Below are 16,943 nucleotides of genomic sequence, written 5' to 3'. Positions count from 1 at the left end.
ATGTCAGACCTCCTCGGGCTCGGTCAGCAGCGGGTAGACGCCGTTCTCGTCGTGGTCCTCCCGTCCGGTGACGGGCGGGTTGAACACGCAGATGCAGCGGAAGTCCTCCTTGACGCGGAGCGTGTGCCGCTCGTGCCCGTCGAGGAGGTACATGGTCCCGGGCGTGACGGTGTGCGTCACCCCGGTCTCGTGGTCGGTGAGTTCGGCCTCGCCCTCCACGCAGACGACGGCCTCGACGTGGTTCGCGTACCACATCGACGTCTCCGTGCCGGCGTACAGGATCGTCTCGTGCAGCGAGAAGCCGACCCTCTCCTTGGCGAGGACGATGCGCTTGCTCTCCCAGGTGCCGGACGCCGCCTTCACATGCCGGTCGGTGCCTTCGAGTTCCTTGAACGAACGGACGATCACGGTGGTGCGATGCCTCCTGGATAGGGGTCGGTGCCGGCCTGCCAGACGGTCTGTCAGACGGTTTCGCGTACGGCGCGGGCGAGGACGCTCATGCCCTCGTCCAGCTCCTCGGGTGTGACGGTGAGTGCCGGCAGCAGCTTGACGACCTCGCTCTCGGGCCCGGACGTCTCGATCAGCAGCCCCAGCTCGAAGGCGCGGGCCGCGACCCGTCCGGCGCGGGACTTGTCGTGGAACTCCAGGCCCCACACCAGGCCGCGGCCCCGGTACTCCTTGATGTCGGCGAGGTTCTCCTCGGTGATCGAGACCAGCCCCTGCTCGACCTGCTCGCCGCGCTGACGGGTCTGCTTCTCCATCGCGGATCCGTCGGCCCAGTAGGTCTCGAGCGCGGCGGTGGCGGTGACGAAGGCCGGGTTGTTGCCGCGGAAGGTGCCGTTGTGCTCGCCCGGCTCCCACACGTCCAGTTCGGGCTTGAACAGGCACAGCGACATGGGCAGGCCGTAGCCGCTGATCGACTTGGACACGGTGACGATGTCGGGGGTGATGCCCGCCTCCTCGAACGAGAAGAAGGCACCGGTGCGGCCGCACCCCATCTGGATGTCGTCGACGATCAGCAGCATGTCCTGCCGCTCGCACAGCTCGGCCAGCGCCCGCAGCCACTCCGGGCGCGCCACGTTGATGCCGCCCTCGCCCTGCACCGTCTCGACGATCACGGCGGCCGGCTTGTTGAGTCCGGAGCCCTGGTCCTCCAGGAGCCGCTCGAACCACAGGAAGTCCGGGACCTGGCCGTCGAAGTAGTTGTCGAACGGCATCGGCGTGCCGTGCACCAGCGGAACGCCCGCCCCGGCCCGCTTGAAGGCGTTCCCGGTGACCGCCAACGACCCCAGCGACATGCCGTGGAAGGCGTTGGTGAACGACACGATCGCCTCGCGGCCCTTCACCTTCCGCGCCAGCTTCAGCGCCGACTCCACGGCGTTGGTGCCCGTCGGGCCCGGGAACATGACCTTGTACGGCAGGTCGCGCGGCCGCAGCACCAGGTCCTGGAAGGTCTGCAGGAAGGTCCGCTTGGCGACGGTGGACATGTCGAGGCCGTGGGTGACGCCGTCGCGCATCAGGTAGTCGATCAGCGCCCGTTTCAGCACCGGGTTGTTGTGCCCGTAGTTGAGCGACCCGGCGCCGGCGAAGAAGTCGAGGTAGGAGTGGCCGTCCTCGTCGTGCATACGGCTGCCCTGCGCCCGGTCGAAGACGACGGGCCAGCCGCGGCAGTAGCTGCGCACCTCGGACTCGAGGGTCTCGAACACGCTGAGGTCGGGCTGGGTGATGGTCACGGCGAAACGCTCCTCGATGCGGTGGGAGTCGTGCGGAGGGGGAGTCGTGCGGAGGCCGGCGACGCGGGTTCGCGTGCGGCCCGGGGTCTCGTGCGGCCGGGGAGGTGACTCAGGCGGAGGTCAACGGGCCGATGCGGTAAAGCACTTCGGGGTCGTGGGGGCCGTCCGGGAACAGGTCGGTGCCGAACAGGACCTCCCGGGTGACGTCCGCGCCGTGCCGGGCGGCGTAGGAGGTGAACAGCCGCTCCGAGGCGGTGTTGCCCGGGGTGATCGTGGTCTCGACGGTGGCGAGGGGGCGTTCGGCGGCCACCCGGGCGGTCAGTGCGTCGAGCAGCGCGGCGGCCAGGCCGCGGCCGCGGTACGCGTCGGCGACCGCCACCTGCCAGACGAGCAGCGTCCGCGGCGCCTCGGGGCGGACGTATCCGGTGACGAATCCGACCGGTTCGCCGCCCTCGTCGCGCGCCACCGCGGAGGTGTCGGCGAAGTCCCGGCACCACAGCAGATAGCTGTAGGAGGAGTTCAGGTCGAGGTTTCCGGATTCCTTCGCGATACGCCAGAGAGCGGCCCCGTCCGCCACTGAAGGGCGGTCGATCCGCAGGTCTGCTTGTGTGGCAGTCATGCGGATGGAACTTACCGAGGGAGATTAAAAAATGCATGGAGAGGTGGCGATGGTTTAGTGATGTCCCCGTGGTCGCCTTCCGATCTGTCCCATTGTGTACCGTGAATAACGGGACATAAGGTCGCCTCTGTGCAATGCGTCACGCGTCCGTAATGTGCTCGAAAAATCCCTGCGTTTAAGTCTTGGGGATTCGGGCAGAAGAACCTCGGAAAGCTATCTGGAGAAAGGGCGGGGAAAGGGCTCGGGGAAAGCGAGAGGAAAAGGACCGTAATTCCGGGTGTTCAGGCTCCGGTGACTCCGTCGATCCGCTCCCGCAGAATGTCCGCGTGGCCGTTGTGCCGCGCGTACTCCTCGATGAGGTGGATCAGCACCCAGCGCAGACTGACCTCCGCGCCCGCCGCCGGCCCGTCGGCGATCCGCCCGGTGTCGTCCAGCGAGCGTCCGGCGGTCAGCTCGCGCCCCCGCGCGATCTCCCGCCGCCACACCGCCAGCGCCTCACCGAGCCCCCGCTCCGGGCTGAGGGTGTACCCCGTCTCCTCCTCGAACACGGGCGGTGCGTCCAGGCCCGCGAAAACCCGCTGGAACCAGTTCCGTTCGACCTCGGCGAGGTGCTGCACCAGGCCGAGCAGGGTGAGGGAGGAGGGCTCGGCCGAGGCCTGCCTGACCTGGGTGTCGTCCAGGCCCGCGCACTTGAGTTCCAGGGTCGCGCGGTGGAAGTCGATCCAGCTGTCGAGCATGGCCCGCTCGTCACCGGTCATCAGGGGGACGGGGCGGCCGTCGGGAAGGGTGGTCATGCCGCGAGCATGGCAGGCACCACCGACAGGCCGGTCACGACCGACAGCCCGTCACGACCCGCACCCCGGTCGTGACCCGCACCCTGGTCGTGACCCGCACCCCGGTCGCGACCGACGGCCCGGTCGCGGACGCGACCCGGCCGTCCCCTCCCGGCCGTCCCCTCCCGGTCACCCCGCTCCGACGGCACTCCCACCGCCGGTACCGCGGCGCGGACCTCACCGCCAGGCCTGCTCCGCCGCTCGCAGCGCGCCCGTCAGGTCCACGTCCAGGCCCCTCTCCGCGAGGGCCGCGCCCAGGGCCGTGAGGCTGCCGCGGACCGCGCCCGGCGTCGCGTCCGCCCCGTAGTGGTTGACCCGGATCATCTCCTTGGCCAGCGCGCCCCCGCCCGCGGCCAGCGGCACCGCGGGGTCGCTCGCCAGCGCCCGCGTCACCAGCTCCGAGGCCACGACGCCCGACGGCGCCCTGAGCGTCGTGGCCACGGGCGCCGCCTCACGGGCCTCGTGCACGTACGGCTCCAGGCCGCCCCCCAGCGCCAGCGCCCCCGCGCGGGTCGCGGCGGCGGCGGACGCGTGCCGGGCCATCACGGTCCGCAGCCCCACCGCCTCGATCCGCTCCACGCACGCCTCGAGCGCCAGCATCTCCAACTGCGCCGGCGCGTGCAGCAGGGCCTTGCGGCCGCCGTCGATCCACCGCTCCTTCCAGTCCAGCAGCGACAGGTAGGAACGGCGCGGCGCCCGCGGGTTGGCGGCCATCCGGGCCCACGCGCGCCCGCTCACCGACACCGCCGACACGCCCGCCGGGCCGCCCATCGCCTTCTGCGCGCCGATCACACACAGGTCCACGCCCCAGGCGTCCGGCAGCACCGGCTCGGCGCCCACGGAGGCCACGGCGTCCAGGTAGAACAGCGCGCCGTGCTCCTTGACCACCTCGCCGATCTCCGCGACCGGGTTGGTGTTGCCGGTGGCCGCCTCGGCGTGCACCAGCGACACGAAGTCGATCCCGGGGTGCTCGGCGAAGGCCGCGCGGATCTGCTCGGCGGTGACCGCCGTGTGGAAGGGCACCGCGAGATCGATCACGGTGGCGCCGCAGTCGCGCAGCCAGTCCCCGAAGGTCTGCCCGTACGGGCCGGTGATCACGTTCAGCGCGGTCGTGCCCGGCCCGGCCGTCCCGCGGATCGCGCCCTCCAGCGGCAGCAGCGCCTCGCCCTGTGTGATCACGACGTCCTGCCGGGTGTCCAGCAGCCGGGCCACCCGGTCCTCGACGGAGGCGAACCGGGCGGCGGTCAGCGGAGCGAGATCCAGGAAGGGGTGCGTCACGGCGGTGCTCTCTTCACTCGCGGGGTAGTCGTGACGAGAGTAACCAATGTGACCTCCACCCCTCCGGACCGGCGACTTCTTAGGCGGAGGAACCCGGCTGTCAAGGGTTTGATTTGAGAGCCTCAAACTTCTCCTTATAATCGGAAGCTACCGTTCTCCCACAGGAAGGCCCGCCGTGAACACGCTCCTCGGGCGTCGCACCCGTGTCCTGGCCGCCACCACCGCTACGGCCGGGCTCATGCTCGTGGCCGCCTGTACCTCCAGCGACGACGGCGGCAGCGGCTCCAAGACCGCCGCGGGCGGTGTGGAGCTGGTCAAGGCGGGGCAGCTCACCACCTGCACCCACCTGCCCTATCCGCCGTTCCAGTCGGAGATCGACGGCAAGGTGCAGGGCTTCGACGTCTCCCTCATCGACCTGGTGGCCAAGGACCTGGGCGTCGAGCAGGACATCCTCGACACGCCGTTCGAGAACTTCAAGACCGGCGCCTTCCTCAACTCCGGCGAGTGCGACCTGGCCGCGGCCGGCATGACCATCACCGAGGAACGCAAGAAGAACGTCGACTTCTCCGACCCCTACTTCGACGCCACGCAGGCCGTCCTGGTCGACAAGGACGCCGGGGTGGACTCCCTCGCCGAGATCAAGTCCAAGAACGTCAAGCTCGGCGCGCAGGCGCAGACCACCGGCGAGGACTACGTGACGAAGCAGGGCTTCGACCCGGTCTCCTTCGAGTCCTCCGACGCCGTCCTCAACGGCCTGCGCACCGGCCAGGTCAAGGCCGTCGTCATCGACTACCCGGTCGTCCAGGGCTGGCTGAAGGACAAGGCCAACGCGGACGCCTTCGAGGTCGTCGACAACCTCAACACCGGCGAGCAGTACGGCTTCACGGTGAAGAAGGGCAACACGAAGCTGGCCGAGGCCATCAACAAGGCGATCGCCGACGCCAGGGCCGACGGCACGTACAAGAAGCTCTACGAGCAGTGGATCGGCCCGTACGACGCCGCCGCGGCCTCCCCGTCCGCCTCATGAGCGACGCCACCAAGCTCGAAGTCCCGCCCCGGCGCAAGGGGCTGACGCGGACCCAGAAGCGCAGGCTGTCGCGCGGTGTCCAGTACGTCGTCTTCGTCGCCGCCCTGGTCGCGTTCGCGTTCTCGGCGGACTGGGACCGGCTGCAGAACCAGTTCGCGCAGGCGGACATCGCCCGGCAGATGTTCCCGGACGTCATCACGCTGGCGCTGAAGAACACCGTGCTGTACACCGTGACCGGCTTCGCCGTCGGGCTGGCCCTCGGCATGGTCATCGCGCTGATGCGGCTGTCGTCCGTCGGCCCCTACCGCTGGCTCGCCGGCGTCTACATCGAGATCTTCCGCGGTCTGCCCGCCCTGCTGATCTTCATCTTCATCGGCGTGGCGGTGCCCCTGGCCTTCCCCGGCACGGAGATCGTCGGCGGCACGTACGGCAAGGTCGCCCTGGCCCTCGGCCTGGTCGCGGCGGCGTACATGGCCGAGACCATCCGCGCGGGCATCCAGGCGGTGCCCAAGGGGCAGATGGAGGCGGCCCGTTCCCTGGGCTTCTCACCCGCCCGCGCGATGGTCTCGATCATCATCCCGCAGGCCTTCCGCATCATCCTCCCGCCGCTCACCAACGAGCTGGTCCTGCTGTTCAAGGACTCCTCGCTGGTGCTGTTCCTCGGCGTCACCCTGGAGGAGCGCGAACTGTCCAAGTACGGCCGCGACCTGGCCAGCACCACCGCCAACTCCACCCCCATCCTCGTCGCCGGCCTGTGCTACCTGCTGGTGACGATCCCGCTCGGCTTCGTCGTGCGCCGTATGGAGGCCAAGGCCCAGGAGGCCGTGAAATGAGCCGACCGGAGATCGAGGTCCGCGCCCTGCACAAGTCGTTCGGCGACAACGAGGTGCTGCGCGGCATCGACCTGGAGATCGGCCAGGGCGAGGTCGTGTGCGTCATCGGCCCGTCCGGCTCGGGCAAGTCGACCCTGCTGCGCTGCGTGAACCTCCTGGAGGAGCCCAGCAAGGGCCAGGTGGTCGTCGGCGGCGTCGAACTGACCGACCCCGACGTCGACATCGACGCCGCCCGACGCCGCATCGGCATGGTCTTCCAGCAGTTCAACCTCTTCCCGCACCTGACGGTGACCGAGAACCTGACGCTGCCGCAGCGCCGGGTCCTTCGGCGCGGCAAGGCGGAGGCGGCCGCGGTCGCCGCCGAGAACCTGGAGCGGGTCGGCCTGTCGGAGAAGGCGACCGCCTACCCGTCGTCCCTCTCCGGAGGCCAGCAGCAGCGCGTCGCCATCGCCCGCGCGCTGGCGATGGGCCCCCAGGTGATGCTGTTCGACGAGCCCACGTCGGCACTCGATCCCGAACTGGTCGGCGACGTCCTCGCGGTCATGCGCATGCTCGCCAACGAGGGCATGACCATGATGGTCGTCACCCACGAGATGACCTTCGCCCGCGAGGTCGCCGACCGGGTCGTCTTCATGGACGGCGGCGTGATCGTCGAGGACGGCACCCCCGCGCAGGTCATCGGCGCCCCCCGCCACGAACGCACCCGCCACTTCCTCTCCCGCCTCCTCGACCCGGCGATGGCCGACGTGGAGGAGGAGACCTCGGACCAGGTGGGCGGCGACGCCTGACCGGGACGCCTGACTAAGGTGCCGTGCATGAGCGACGACACGGTGCTGCACGTGAAGGGCAGGGTCCTCGCCGGACCGGGCGAGGACCAGGTCCGCGACGAACTGTGGGTGATCGACGGCAGGGTCTCCTACGACCGCCCCGCCGGCGCCCGTGACATCCGCACGGTGACCGGCTGGGCCCTGCCCGGCCTGGTCGACGCCCACTGCCACGTCGGCCTCGGCGCCCACGGGCCGGTCGACGCCGACGCCGCCGAGAAGCAGGCGCTCACCGACCGCGACGCCGGGACCCTGCTGATCCGCGACGCCGGCTCACCCTCCGACACCCGCTGGGTCGACGACCGCGAGGACCTCCCGAAGATCATCAGGGCGGGCCGGCACATCGCCAGGACCCGCCGCTACATCCGCGGCTACGCCCACGAGATCGAGCCGGCCGACCTCGTCGCGTACGTCGGCCGGGAGGCCCGGCGCGGCGACGGCTGGGTGAAACTGGTCGGCGACTGGATCGATCGCGGGACGGGCGACCTGGCGGCCTGCTGGCCACGGGACGCCGTGGCGGCGGCGATCGGCGAGGCACACCGCCTGGGCGCCCGGGTGACGGCGCACTGCTTCGCCGAGTCGTCCCTGCGCGACCTGGTCGAAGCGGGCATCGACTGCGTCGAACACGCCACGGGCCTCACCGACGACCTCGTCCCCCTGTTCGCCTCCCGCGGCGTCGCGATCGTCCCGACCCTGGTCAACATCGCGACGTTCCCGCAGCTCGCGGCCGGCGGCGAGACCAAGTACCCCACCTGGTCCGCCCACATGCGCCGCCTCCACGCCCGCCGCTACGACACCGTCCGCAACGCCTACGACGCCGGCATCCCGGTCTTCGTCGGCACCGACGCGGGCGGCTCCCTGCCGCACGGCCTGGTCGCCGCCGAGGTGGCGGAACTGGTGAAGGCGGGCATCCCCCCGGTGGCGGCCCTGGCCGCGGCGACCTGGTCCGCCCGCAGCTGGCTCGGCCGCCCCGCGCTGACCGAGGGCGCCCCGGCCGACCTGGTCGTCTACGAACAGGACCCGCGCACGGACGTACGCGTGCTCGGGACGCCGGCACGGGTGGTGCTGAACGGACGGATCGTGGGCTGAAACGGTCGAAGGCGTGTACGGGTGTGCCACGTTGGGGTGAACCCGCGCCGGGGCGCTGTCGAACGGGCGGCGGTGCGACGTCCTTTCGAGGTCCCAAGCTTTCTCTCCGGGGGTCCCACACCTTGAACGGCTACCACTTCCGCATGCCCGCACGCCGTTGCGCCACCGCCCTCGCCGCCGGTCCCGCGGCGCTGGCCGGCGCACCCGCCGCCCACGCGAGCGAGCAGGGGAGCGCGAGCGCCGTGGTGCTGCGCACCGGCCTCGACGTGGCCCTGCTCGACAAGACCGTCGACGTGCCCCTCACCGTCTCCCTCAACGAGGTCCGGGCGCCGCAGAGCGCCCGGAAGACCGCGCTGACGGCCGAACTCGACGGCGTCGACGGCGGCCGTCCCTTCAGCGTGCTGCGCGCGGACGTGGCCGAGGCGAGGGCGACGGTCGACAAGGGCAGGGCCGAGGCCTCCACCCGCCTCGCCCACGCCAGGCTGCACGTCCCCGGGCTGCCGCTGCTCTCCCTGGTCGAGATCGAGGCCGTCTCCTCCCGGGCCGTCTGCGAGGCGGGGAAAACGCCGGTCGCCACCTCCCGGCCGGTCGGCGCGGTGACCGTCCTCGGCAAGCGGGTGACGGTGTCGGCGGGCGGTCCCACCGACGTGAAGGTGCCGGGGGTGGGAGAGGTCCGGCTGGACCTCGCGCGGCACGAGACGACGTCGCGCACGGCCGCCGCGACGGCGCTGCGACTCACCGTCTCCGTCGACCCGTTGAACCTCAACGTCGCCGAGGTCACGGGCACGGTGACGCTGGCCGAGGCCACCTGCGAGACGCCCGCGGCGCCGCGCGGGGAGGCTCCGGCGAGCGCCGAGCCCGCCGAGCCCGCCGAGTCCGTCGAGCGCGTCGAGTCCGTCGAGCGCGTCGAGTCCGTCGAGCGCGTCGAGCCCGTCGAGCGCGTCGAGCCCGTCGAGCGCGTCGAGCGCGTCGAGCCCGCCGAGTCCGCCGAGCGAGTCGAGTCCGCCGAGCCCGTCGGGGACGTCGAGGCACAGGGTGCGCGCGCGGAGGCAGGCCTCGCCGAGACGGGCGGCGGCTCGATGACGCCGTACCTCGCGGGCGGCGCGGTCGCCCTGCTGGTGGCGGGCGGGGGAGCGGTGGCCCTGGCGCGGCGCCGCGGCTGAGGACCGGACGCCGCCGCCTCTTCCCGACCCGACCCCGGGGGACCCGCCCCCGGACCCCGGCCTGTGCCCACCCACCACCCGACTCGGTGGACCGAATGGCGACGGTCGGGCATCTCAGCCCGTCCGGCGCTCGAGGACGAGGCGCGAAGCACCGACAGGGGGTCTGGGGGCGCAGTCCCCAGGGACGGGTCGGGAAGGGGCGGCGGGGGCGGAACACCCCCTCGGCGTCACCCCGCCGCCCCCACCACCGTCCCCACCGCCCGCAGGAACCCGTCCACCGTCCCGCGGTCCCGCACCGCGACCCGCAGCCACTCCTCACCCAGCCCGGGAAACGTGTCCCCGCGCCGCACCGCGTACCCGAGGGCACGCAGCTCCCGCCGCACGGCCGCCGCCGAGGGCACCCGCACCAGCACGAACGGCCCCTCCGCGGGTCCCGCCACCCGCACCCCGGCGCCCGCGAACCCCGCGAGCCCGGCCACGAGATGCGCCCGGTCGGCAGCCACCCGGCGCGCCGCGTCCGCCGCCTCGGACAGCGCCCGCGGCGACACGCAGGCCTCGGCCGCCGCCAGCGCGGGCGTGGACACCGGCCACAGCGGCTGGGCCCGTTCCAGCTCGCCGACGGTGTCCGGCGCGGCGAGGACGTACCCGATGCGCAGCCCCGCCAGCCCCCACGTCTTCGTCAGGCTGCGCAGCACCACCAGACCGGGTACGTCCGTCCGCCCGGCCAGGGCCTCGCGCTCGCCCGGCACCGCGTCCATGAACGCCTCGTCGACGACCAGTGTCCGCCCGGGCCGGGCGAGCCCGGCGAGAGCGGCGGCGGGGTGCAGCACCGACGTCGGGTTCGTGGGGTTGCCGATCACCACCAGATCGGCGTCCTCGGGGACGGCCGCCGGATCGAGCCGGAAGCCGTCCTCCTCCCGCAGCAGCAGCCGGTCGACGCTGTGCCCCGCGTCCCGCAGCGCGGCCTCCGGCTCGGTGAACTGGGGGTGCACCACGACCGGCCGGCGGACCTTCAGGGCGCGGGCCAGCAGCACGAACGCCTCCGCCGCACCCGCAGTCAGCAGCACCCGCTCGGCCGGCAGCCCGTGCCGCGCCGCCACCGCCGCCCGCGCGGCCCGCCCGTCGGGGTAGGCCGCGAGCCCGGTCAGGGACGCGGCGACGTGCTCGCGCAGCCACGCCGGGGGCGTGTCCGCGCGGACGTTGACGGCGAGGTCGACCAGCGCCGAGCCGTCGTCGCGCACCTCCGCGTCCCCGTGGTGGCGCAGGTCGTGCCCGTCAGTGTGCATGGGAATGCGTGTGCCCTCCGTGATGGTGGTGACCGTGGCCATGACCGTGCCCGTGGTCGTGGCCCTCGTCGTCGGGGTGGAAGTGCGGCTGCTGCGGTTGCCCCACCTTGTCCTCGAAGCCGGGCAGCGCGATCCGGTACACGCACGAGTCGCAGTTCATCCGCAGATCACCCTTGACGGCCTCCGCGTACCGTTCCATCACCAGGTCCAGCAGCTCCGGCTCGGGCCCGATGACGTCCGCCGACCGCACCTCGACCTCCGGGTGCGCGGCCGCCCACTCCTCGGTCTGGTGCCGCACCCGGTCCGGCAGGATCCCGGTGAACAGGAAGTACGGCAGGACGACGATCCGCCGCGCGCCGAGCTTCACGCACCGGTCGAGCCCGCTCGGCACGTCCGGCGCCGCCAGCGACACGAACGCGGTCTCGACACCGGCGTACCCGCGCCCCTCCCACAGCAGGCGGGCCGCCTTGTGCACCTCGGCGTTGGCGTCCGGGTCGGTCGAGCCGCGCCCGACGAGCAGGACGGTCACGTCGGCCAGGTCCCCGGGCGTGTGCCCGGCGCCCAGCGCCTCGTCCAGCCGCCGCTCCAGCACGTTCAGCAGCGCCGGGTGCGGGCCCAGCGGGCGGCCGTACGTGTAGGAGATCCCCGGGTGGCGCTCCTTCTCCCGGGCCAGCGCCGCCGGGATGTCCCCCTTGGCGTGACCGGCGGACACCAGCATCAGCGGGACGGCCGCGAACCGCCGCACGCCGCGCTCCACCAGCTCCGTCACCGCCTCGCCCAGCGGCGGCGGGGACAGCTCGATGAAGCCGCCCGCGACGGGCAGTTCGGGGTGGCGGCGGCCCAACTCCCGGACGAAGTCACGGAACGCCTCGGCTCCGGCCTCGTCCCGGGTGCCATGGCCGGCGATGAGCAGGGCGGGCGGCGGCGTGGTCACGGTTTCTCCTCGGAGTGCGAAAGGGGGGTGTACAGCAGGGCGTTGAGCGCGGCGGCGGCGACCGCCGAGCCGCCCTTCTCGGACACGTTGCTCACGGCGGGCAGACCGCTCTCGCGCAACGCGGCCTTGGACTCGGCCGCACCGACGAAACCGACGGGCAGGCCGATGACGAGCGCGGGGGAGGCGTCGAGGGCGAGCAGTTCCTCCAGTGCGGTCGGCGCGCAGCCGATCACCCAGAGGGCGCCGGGCCCGACCTGCTCGTACGCCAGCCGGACCGCGTGCGCCGAACGCGTCAGCCCGGGACCGGCCACGGCGTCCCGGAGCCGGCAGACCGTCTCGCGCCGGGTGATGCCGGCGGCGACCATCTCCACGTCCACGACCACCGGCGCCCCGGCGTGCAGCGCGGCGTGCGCCTTCTCCAGGGCGCCCTCGTCCATGACGAGATCGCCCGCGTACTCCAGGTCGGCGGCGGAGTGGATCACCCGCTCCACCACCGCCCGGGTCAGCGGCGGGAAGTGCGAGGTGTCCAGGCGGGCGCGCAGCCGCCGGAAGGACTCCTGCTCGATCGGGTGGACCACACGGTTCACTTGGGTTCCTCCTGCCAGCGGTAGCCGCGCGGCGTCACCATGCGGCCGGCGATGTCCCGGGTCGCCGTGTTGCCCACCGTCACGACCGTCATCATGTCCACCGTCGCCGGGTCGAGCAGCGCGAGCGTCGTCACCCGCGCCGTGCCGTCCGGCCGCGAGGCGTTGCGCACGACGCCCACCGGGGTCGTCGGCTCCCGGTGCCCGGCGAGGATCGCGAGCGCCTTCGGCAGCTGCCAGTGCCGGCCCCGGCTGCGCGGGTTGTAGAACGTCACCACGAGGTCCGCCTCGGCCGCCGCCCGCACCCGCCGCTCGATGACCTCCCACGGCGTGTGCAGGTCGGACAGGCTGATCGACACGTGGTCGTGGCCCAGCGGTGCGCCCAGGAGCGCGGCGGCGGCCAGCGCGGCGGTCACCCCCGGCACGCCGACCACGTCGATGTCGTCGGACGCCTCGGCGAGCGCGGGGGAGGCCATGGCGTACACACCGGCGTCCCCGCTGCCGATCAGCGCGACGGCGTGCCCGCGCCGGGCCTCGGCGACGGCCGTGCGGGCCCGCTCCTCCTCCGCGCCGAGCCCGGACTCCAGCACCCGGGTGCCGGGCCGCAGCAGGTCACGGATCTGGTCGACGTACTGGTCGAGGCCGACGAGCACCGAGGCGCGCCGCAGCTCGGCCTTCGCGCGCGGGGTCAGCAGGTCGCGGGCGCCGGGCCCGAGCCCGACCACCGCCAGCCGGCCGCGGCCGGGCCGCCGTACGACGGCACAGGTCGCCGTCGCCGGGACACCGGCCGACTTGCGCTTGGGCACCAGGAGTTCGCCGCCGCCGACCAGGGCGGCGGCCTCGGCGACGGACGGGGTGCCCACGGCGGCGAGGGGCGCGTCGGAGGGGTTCGGCACCGGCACCGCCGCCAGCTCCCCGGCCGGGTACGCCACCACCGGCACGCCGAGCCGCTCGGCCGCCCCCACGATGCCCGGCTCCTCGCGCTTGGCGTCCACGGTGGCCAGCTCGGCGACGCTGCGCGCGGACAGACCCGCGTCCCGCAGGGCGGACTCGATCACGTCGAGTACTTCACCCACCGGAGCGCCCTTGGACGCACCGACCCCCACCACCAGTGACGGCGGACGCAGCAGCACCTCGCGCCCGGCGGGTTCGACGGCCCGGTCCGTGAGGCGCACGGTCCAGGCGCCCCGCTCGGCGAACGGCACCGGCGGCAGCGGCCACGCCACCTCCGCGCGCAGCGCGACCGGCTCCCCGTCCAGCAGGGCCCGCGTCACGCCCGCGACATCGCCCTCCACGGGCATGCCGAGGGTGTCGAGACCGGGGATGCCGACGGCGTCCGTCGCCGTGGTCACCACGGGCACCGCACCCAGCGATTCGCCCACCTCGCGGGCCAGGCCGTTGGCGCCGCCCGCGTGCCCGCCGACCAGCGGCACCGCGAACCGGACCGCCTCGTCGACGCACACCACACCCGGGTCGGACGCCTTGTCGGACAGCAGGGGCGCGACGAGCCGTACCACCGCGCCCGTCGCCAGGAAGCACACGAGCTGCTCGCACTCCGCGAACGCCCGCCGGACGGCGTCCCCGACGGGCCCGTCGTACACGCGCGTGCGGTCCGGCCACGCCGCGGCCAGCCGGTCGCGTGCCGCCGCCCCCGCCGCGGTGGCGGAAATGAGGCCGATCACTTGGCAACTCCTTCTTCGGGGACCGCTGCGGGGACTTCCGCAGAGTCTTCTCCAGGGACTTCTTCGGGAACTTCCTCGGGAACTTCCTCGGGGACGGGGGGCCTCGACCCCCACAGCAGGAAGACGGGATTGGTCGCCGCCAGCCGGGTCACGTCCCCCGGCAGCGGGGCCAGCCGCGAGGACTGCAGCAGAACCCCGTCGACGGCGAACCCGGCCTCCGTGAGCGCGGCCCGCGCCGCGGGCACCCGGTCCAGCGCGGCCATCGCCACGACCACGGTCCGCCGGGCCCGGCGCGCGCACGCCCCGACGATGCCGGGCAGCTCCCGCCCGCCGCCGCCGACGAACACCGCGTCCGGATCGTCGAGCCCGTCCAGCGCCTGCGGCGCGCTGCCGTGCACCACGTGCACGTCGACGCCGTGCGCGGCCGCGTTGGCCCGGATCCGTCCGACGCCGTCCCCGGACCTCTCCACGGCGCTGACCGCGGCGCCCAGCCGCGCGCACTCCACGGCCACCGACCCCGAACCGGACCCCACGTCCCAGACCAGGTCGCCGGGGCGCGGCCCGAGCCGGGCCAGGGCCAGCGCCCGCACCTCGAACTTGGTGATCATCGAGTCGCGGTGCGCGAAGTCGCCCTCGTCCAGCGCCCACCCGGCGGGCCGGCGCACCGGCCCCGCCAGCGTCCGCACGGGACCGGACGCCCGCGCCTGGTCCAGGCACAGCACGACGCTCACCGCCGTTCCCCAGTCGCGGGCCGCCGCCTCGGCGGGCGTGACCCGCTCCACGCGCTCGCGCGCCGGGTCGCCCAGCGCCGAGGCGACGACGAGGACCCGGCCGGGAGCGGTCCGGGCCAGCGCGGCGCCCAGCTCGGCGGGACCGGCACCGGGCCCGGTCAGCACGGCCACCTTCGGATGTGCCCGGCACACCTGGACCGCCGTCCGCGGATCCCGCCCGTGCGCGCTGACGACGACGGCGTCCTCCCACGTCAGCCCGAGCCGCGCGAACGCGGTGGCGACCGAGGACACCCCCGGCACCACCTCCAGCCGGTCCGCGCCGAACCGCTCGGCGAGCGCCCGCACGATCCCGAAGAACCCCGGGTCCCCGGACGCCAGCACCACCACCCGCCGCTCCTCGGCGAGGTGCTTGCCGATGCCGTCGAGCGCGGGTGCCAGCGGGCCCAGCACGATCCGCTCGGCGCCCTCCGGCAGCTCCGCGGCGTCCAGGTGGCGGCGTCCGCCGACGACGAGGTCCGCGCCCGCCGTCACCGTCGCGGGGACGGGCGCCCCGGTCCCCGTGCCGACGACGGTGATCGGACGGCTCACGTACGGGCACCCCGTTCGCGCAGGGCCCTGCGGGCCTCGGGGTCGGCCTTGCGGTAGCCGTGGAAGTGACCGGGGTGGTACAGGTGCGAGCGGGTGCCGTGCGCGGCGAGCGCCGGGCCGACCAGGAACAGCGTGTGCTTCCACAGCTTGTGCTCCTTGACCGTCTCCTCCAGCGTGCCGATCGTGCACCGCACGACCAGCTCCTCCGGCCAGGTGGCCTGGTAGGCGACGACGACGGGCGTCTCGGTCGGGTAGCCGCCCTCCAGCAGCTCCCGCACCAGCTGTCCGCTGCGCGCGGCCGACAGGAAGAGCGCCATGGTCGTGCCGTGCCGGGCGAACTCCCGCACCTCCTCACCGGGCGGCATGGGCGTCTTGCCGCCGCCGAGCCGGGTGAGGATCACCGACTGCGCCACCTCCGGAATCGTCAGCTCGCGGCGGGCCAGCGCGGCGACGGCGGAGAAGGAGGACACCCCGGGCACGATCTCGGTGTCGATGCCGATCTCGTCGCAGCGGTCGACCTGCTCCTGCGTGCCGCCCCACAGGGCGGGGTCGCCGGAGTGGATCCGGGCGACCCTGACGCCGTCCCGGTGCGCCCGTTCGTAGACCGCGACGACGTCCTCCAGGGACATGGTCGCCGAGTCGAGGATCTCCGCGTCCTCACGCGCGTGCTCCAGCACCTCGGCCTGGACCAGGCTCGCGGCCCAGATCACGACATCGGCCTCGGCGATGGCACGGGCGGCACGGAAGGTCAGCAGGTCGGCGGCGCCGGGACCGGCGCCGACGAAGGTCACCTTGCCGGTGGGGGCGTCGGCCATGGGTTCGGGTCCTCTCATCACGGGGTGGGGTGCGGGGCGGGAAACGGGCGGTGGCGAAGGTGCGTGGCCGGGGCCCGATCGGATACGAAGGGCACATGGCGGTGTTCGTCGCGCTCGGCGCGTTCCTGATGACGTTGGCCGGCGGCTGGACCGCACAGCGCGTGACCGACCGCCGCCACCTGGTGCTGGGCCTGGCCGGGGGCCTGATGCTCGGCGTGGTCGGCCTGGACCTGCTGCCGGAGGCCCTGGAGGCGGCCGGCACGGAGGTCTTCGGCGTGCCCGCCGCGCTGCTGCTGTTCGTGGCGGGCTTCCTGCTGGCCCATCTGGTGGAACGTCTGCTGGCCCACCGGCAGGCCGCGCACGGCGCCGGCGAACACGACGGCCGCAGCCCCCGGGTGGGCCTCACCGCGGCCGCGGCGATGGTCGGTCACAGCGCGATGGACGGCGTCGCCATCGGCGCGGCCTTCCAGGTCGGCGGCGGCATGGGCACGTCCGTCGCGCTGGCCGTCGTCGCCCACGACTTCGCGGACGGCTTCAACACCTACACCCTCACCAGCCTGTACGGGAACGCCCGTCACAGAGCCCTCACCATGCTGGTCGCGGACGCCGCGGCACCGGTCGTCGGCGCCGCCTGCACCACGTTCGTCACCATCCCCGAGCCACTGCTCGGCGGCTACCTGGGCTTCTTCGCCGGCGGACTGCTCTACCTGGCGGCGGCCGAGATCCTCCCCGAGGCCCACCACGAACACCCCGCCCGCTCGACGGTGCTGTGCACGATCGCGGGCGCGGCCTTCATCTGGCTGGTGGTCGGCCTGGCGCAGTGAACCCCCCGCCGGGCGACGGCCCACGCCGGCGGCGGCACCGGCGCCCGGTGCGCCCGTGGCCGACGGGCTCGCGGCCGGCGGGCCCGCGGCCGGCGGGCAG

Annotated in this window: 17 protein-coding genes; 6 read left to right on the top strand and 11 right to left on the bottom strand. The window is 73.5% G+C overall.

Annotated elements, in window-relative coordinates; genetic code table 11:
* Nucleotides 1-3: 3 nt before the first annotated feature.
* The 5 genes from ACGFQC_RS31970 to ACGFQC_RS31950 form a co-directional block, all read right to left on the bottom strand.
* The gene (locus ACGFQC_RS31970; protein WP_363091131.1) at nt 4-408 is read right to left on the bottom strand and encodes an ectoine synthase; all 405 of its coding nucleotides are present in this window, start codon (nt 406-408) and stop codon (nt 4-6) included.
* Nucleotides 409-461: 53 nt separating this feature from the next.
* Complete coding sequence (gene ectB, locus ACGFQC_RS31965; RefSeq protein WP_363091130.1) at nt 462-1,733, bottom strand: diaminobutyrate--2-oxoglutarate transaminase; 1,272 nt, start codon at nt 1,731-1,733, stop codon at nt 462-464.
* Nucleotides 1,734-1,842: 109 nt separating this feature from the next.
* Complete coding sequence (ectA, locus tag ACGFQC_RS31960) at nt 1,843-2,352, bottom strand: diaminobutyrate acetyltransferase (protein ID WP_363091129.1); 510 nt, start codon at nt 2,350-2,352, stop codon at nt 1,843-1,845.
* A 281-nt stretch (nt 2,353-2,633) separates the two neighbouring features.
* A complete protein-coding gene (locus tag ACGFQC_RS31955; RefSeq protein WP_363091128.1) occupies nt 2,634-3,146 on the bottom strand; it encodes a DinB family protein in 513 nt (170 codons plus the stop codon).
* 216 nt (nt 3,147-3,362) lie between these two features.
* Nucleotides 3,363-4,463: an aminotransferase class V-fold PLP-dependent enzyme gene (locus tag ACGFQC_RS31950; RefSeq protein ID WP_363091127.1), complete on the bottom strand. Its 1,101-nt coding sequence runs from the start codon at nt 4,461-4,463 to the stop codon at nt 3,363-3,365.
* Nucleotides 4,464-4,638: 175 nt separating this feature from the next.
* Here ACGFQC_RS31950 and ACGFQC_RS31945 point away from each other — a divergent pair, with 175 nt between their 5' ends.
* The 5 genes from ACGFQC_RS31945 (at nt 4,639) to ACGFQC_RS31925 (ending at nt 9,399) form a co-directional block, all read left to right on the top strand.
* Nucleotides 4,639-5,490, top strand: coding sequence for a transporter substrate-binding domain-containing protein (locus tag ACGFQC_RS31945; RefSeq protein ID WP_363091126.1), 852 nt, complete (start codon nt 4,639-4,641; stop codon nt 5,488-5,490).
* Nucleotides 5,487-6,323, top strand: coding sequence for an amino acid ABC transporter permease (locus ACGFQC_RS31940; RefSeq protein WP_363091125.1), 837 nt, complete (start codon nt 5,487-5,489; stop codon nt 6,321-6,323). The genes ACGFQC_RS31945 and ACGFQC_RS31940 overlap by 4 nt, the downstream gene beginning before the upstream one ends.
* The gene (locus ACGFQC_RS31935) at nt 6,320-7,111 is read left to right on the top strand and encodes an amino acid ABC transporter ATP-binding protein (protein ID WP_363091124.1); all 792 of its coding nucleotides are present in this window, start codon (nt 6,320-6,322) and stop codon (nt 7,109-7,111) included. The genes ACGFQC_RS31940 and ACGFQC_RS31935 overlap by 4 nt, the downstream gene beginning before the upstream one ends.
* Before the next feature lie 27 nt (nt 7,112-7,138).
* The gene (locus ACGFQC_RS31930) at nt 7,139-8,236 is read left to right on the top strand and encodes an amidohydrolase family protein (RefSeq protein ID WP_363091123.1); all 1,098 of its coding nucleotides are present in this window, start codon (nt 7,139-7,141) and stop codon (nt 8,234-8,236) included.
* 143 nt (nt 8,237-8,379) lie between these two features.
* Nucleotides 8,380-9,399 carry an SCO1860 family LAETG-anchored protein gene (locus ACGFQC_RS31925; protein WP_363091122.1) on the top strand — a complete coding sequence of 340 codons (1,020 nt, stop codon included), beginning with the start codon at nt 8,380-8,382 and terminating at the stop codon, nt 9,397-9,399.
* Between the two features lie 227 nt (nt 9,400-9,626).
* On the opposite strand, the gene cobC is transcribed toward ACGFQC_RS31925, so the two are convergent.
* Genes cobC through cobM form a run of 6 tightly spaced genes read right to left on the bottom strand, consistent with a single transcriptional unit; the run spans nt 9,627 to nt 16,019 of the window.
* Nucleotides 9,627-10,685, bottom strand: coding sequence for an Rv2231c family pyridoxal phosphate-dependent protein CobC (cobC, locus tag ACGFQC_RS31920; RefSeq protein ID WP_363091121.1), 1,059 nt, complete (start codon nt 10,683-10,685; stop codon nt 9,627-9,629).
* A complete protein-coding gene (locus tag ACGFQC_RS31915) occupies nt 10,675-11,619 on the bottom strand; it encodes a sirohydrochlorin chelatase (protein WP_363091120.1) in 945 nt (314 codons plus the stop codon). The genes cobC and ACGFQC_RS31915 overlap by 11 nt, the downstream gene beginning before the upstream one ends.
* On the bottom strand, nt 11,616-12,206 hold the full coding sequence (locus ACGFQC_RS31910) for a precorrin-8X methylmutase (protein WP_363091119.1): 591 nt from the start codon (nt 12,204-12,206) through the stop codon (nt 11,616-11,618). Before ACGFQC_RS31910 ends, ACGFQC_RS31915 begins: the two co-directional genes overlap by 4 nt.
* Nucleotides 12,203-13,885 (bottom strand): precorrin-3B C(17)-methyltransferase, encoded by a 1,683-nt coding sequence (cobJ, locus tag ACGFQC_RS31905; RefSeq protein ID WP_363091118.1) that lies wholly within the window; start codon nt 13,883-13,885, stop codon nt 12,203-12,205. Before cobJ ends, ACGFQC_RS31910 begins: the two co-directional genes overlap by 4 nt.
* Nucleotides 13,882-15,204: a precorrin-6y C5,15-methyltransferase (decarboxylating) subunit CbiE gene (cbiE, locus tag ACGFQC_RS31900; protein ID WP_363091117.1), complete on the bottom strand. Its 1,323-nt coding sequence runs from the start codon at nt 15,202-15,204 to the stop codon at nt 13,882-13,884. The genes cobJ and cbiE overlap by 4 nt, the downstream gene beginning before the upstream one ends.
* Nucleotides 15,201-16,019, bottom strand: coding sequence for a precorrin-4 C(11)-methyltransferase (gene cobM / locus ACGFQC_RS31895; protein ID WP_363091116.1), 819 nt, complete (start codon nt 16,017-16,019; stop codon nt 15,201-15,203). Before cobM ends, cbiE begins: the two co-directional genes overlap by 4 nt.
* A 95-nt stretch (nt 16,020-16,114) precedes the next feature.
* Here cobM and ACGFQC_RS31890 point away from each other — a divergent pair, with 95 nt between their 5' ends.
* Nucleotides 16,115-16,843, top strand: coding sequence for a ZIP family metal transporter (locus tag ACGFQC_RS31890; RefSeq protein ID WP_363091115.1), 729 nt, complete (start codon nt 16,115-16,117; stop codon nt 16,841-16,843).
* Nucleotides 16,844-16,943: the final 100 nt, after the last annotated feature.

Source organism: Streptomyces sp. NPDC048734, from assembly GCF_043198675.1.
In the GTDB taxonomy this organism is placed as follows: domain Bacteria; phylum Actinomycetota; class Actinomycetes; order Streptomycetales; family Streptomycetaceae; genus Streptomyces.
The sequence above is the reverse complement of the archived record's forward strand: the minus strand, read 5'-3'. Positions and strand labels throughout refer to the sequence as shown.

What these genes read in the sequence shown, in the direction of transcription:
- ACGFQC_RS31925 (WP_363091122.1), top strand. Translation starts at nt 8,380, where the DNA reads ATGCCCGCACGCCGTTGCGCCACCGCCCTCGCCGCCGGTCCCGCGGCG.
- ACGFQC_RS31955 (WP_363091128.1), bottom strand. Translation starts at nt 3,146, where the DNA reads ATGACCACCCTTCCCGACGGCCGCCCCGTCCCCCTGATGACCGGTGAC.
- ACGFQC_RS31930 (WP_363091123.1), top strand. Translation starts at nt 7,139, where the DNA reads ATGAGCGACGACACGGTGCTGCACGTGAAGGGCAGGGTCCTCGCCGGA.
- ACGFQC_RS31935 (WP_363091124.1), top strand. Translation starts at nt 6,320, where the DNA reads ATGAGCCGACCGGAGATCGAGGTCCGCGCCCTGCACAAGTCGTTCGGC.
- ACGFQC_RS31890 (WP_363091115.1), top strand. Translation starts at nt 16,115, where the DNA reads ATGGCGGTGTTCGTCGCGCTCGGCGCGTTCCTGATGACGTTGGCCGGC.
- cobM (WP_363091116.1), bottom strand. Translation starts at nt 16,019, where the DNA reads ATGGCCGACGCCCCCACCGGCAAGGTGACCTTCGTCGGCGCCGGTCCC.
- cobC (WP_363091121.1), bottom strand. Translation starts at nt 10,685, where the DNA reads ATGCACACTGACGGGCACGACCTGCGCCACCACGGGGACGCGGAGGTG.
- ectA (WP_363091129.1), bottom strand. Translation starts at nt 2,352, where the DNA reads ATGACTGCCACACAAGCAGACCTGCGGATCGACCGCCCTTCAGTGGCG.
- ACGFQC_RS31940 (WP_363091125.1), top strand. Translation starts at nt 5,487, where the DNA reads ATGAGCGACGCCACCAAGCTCGAAGTCCCGCCCCGGCGCAAGGGGCTG.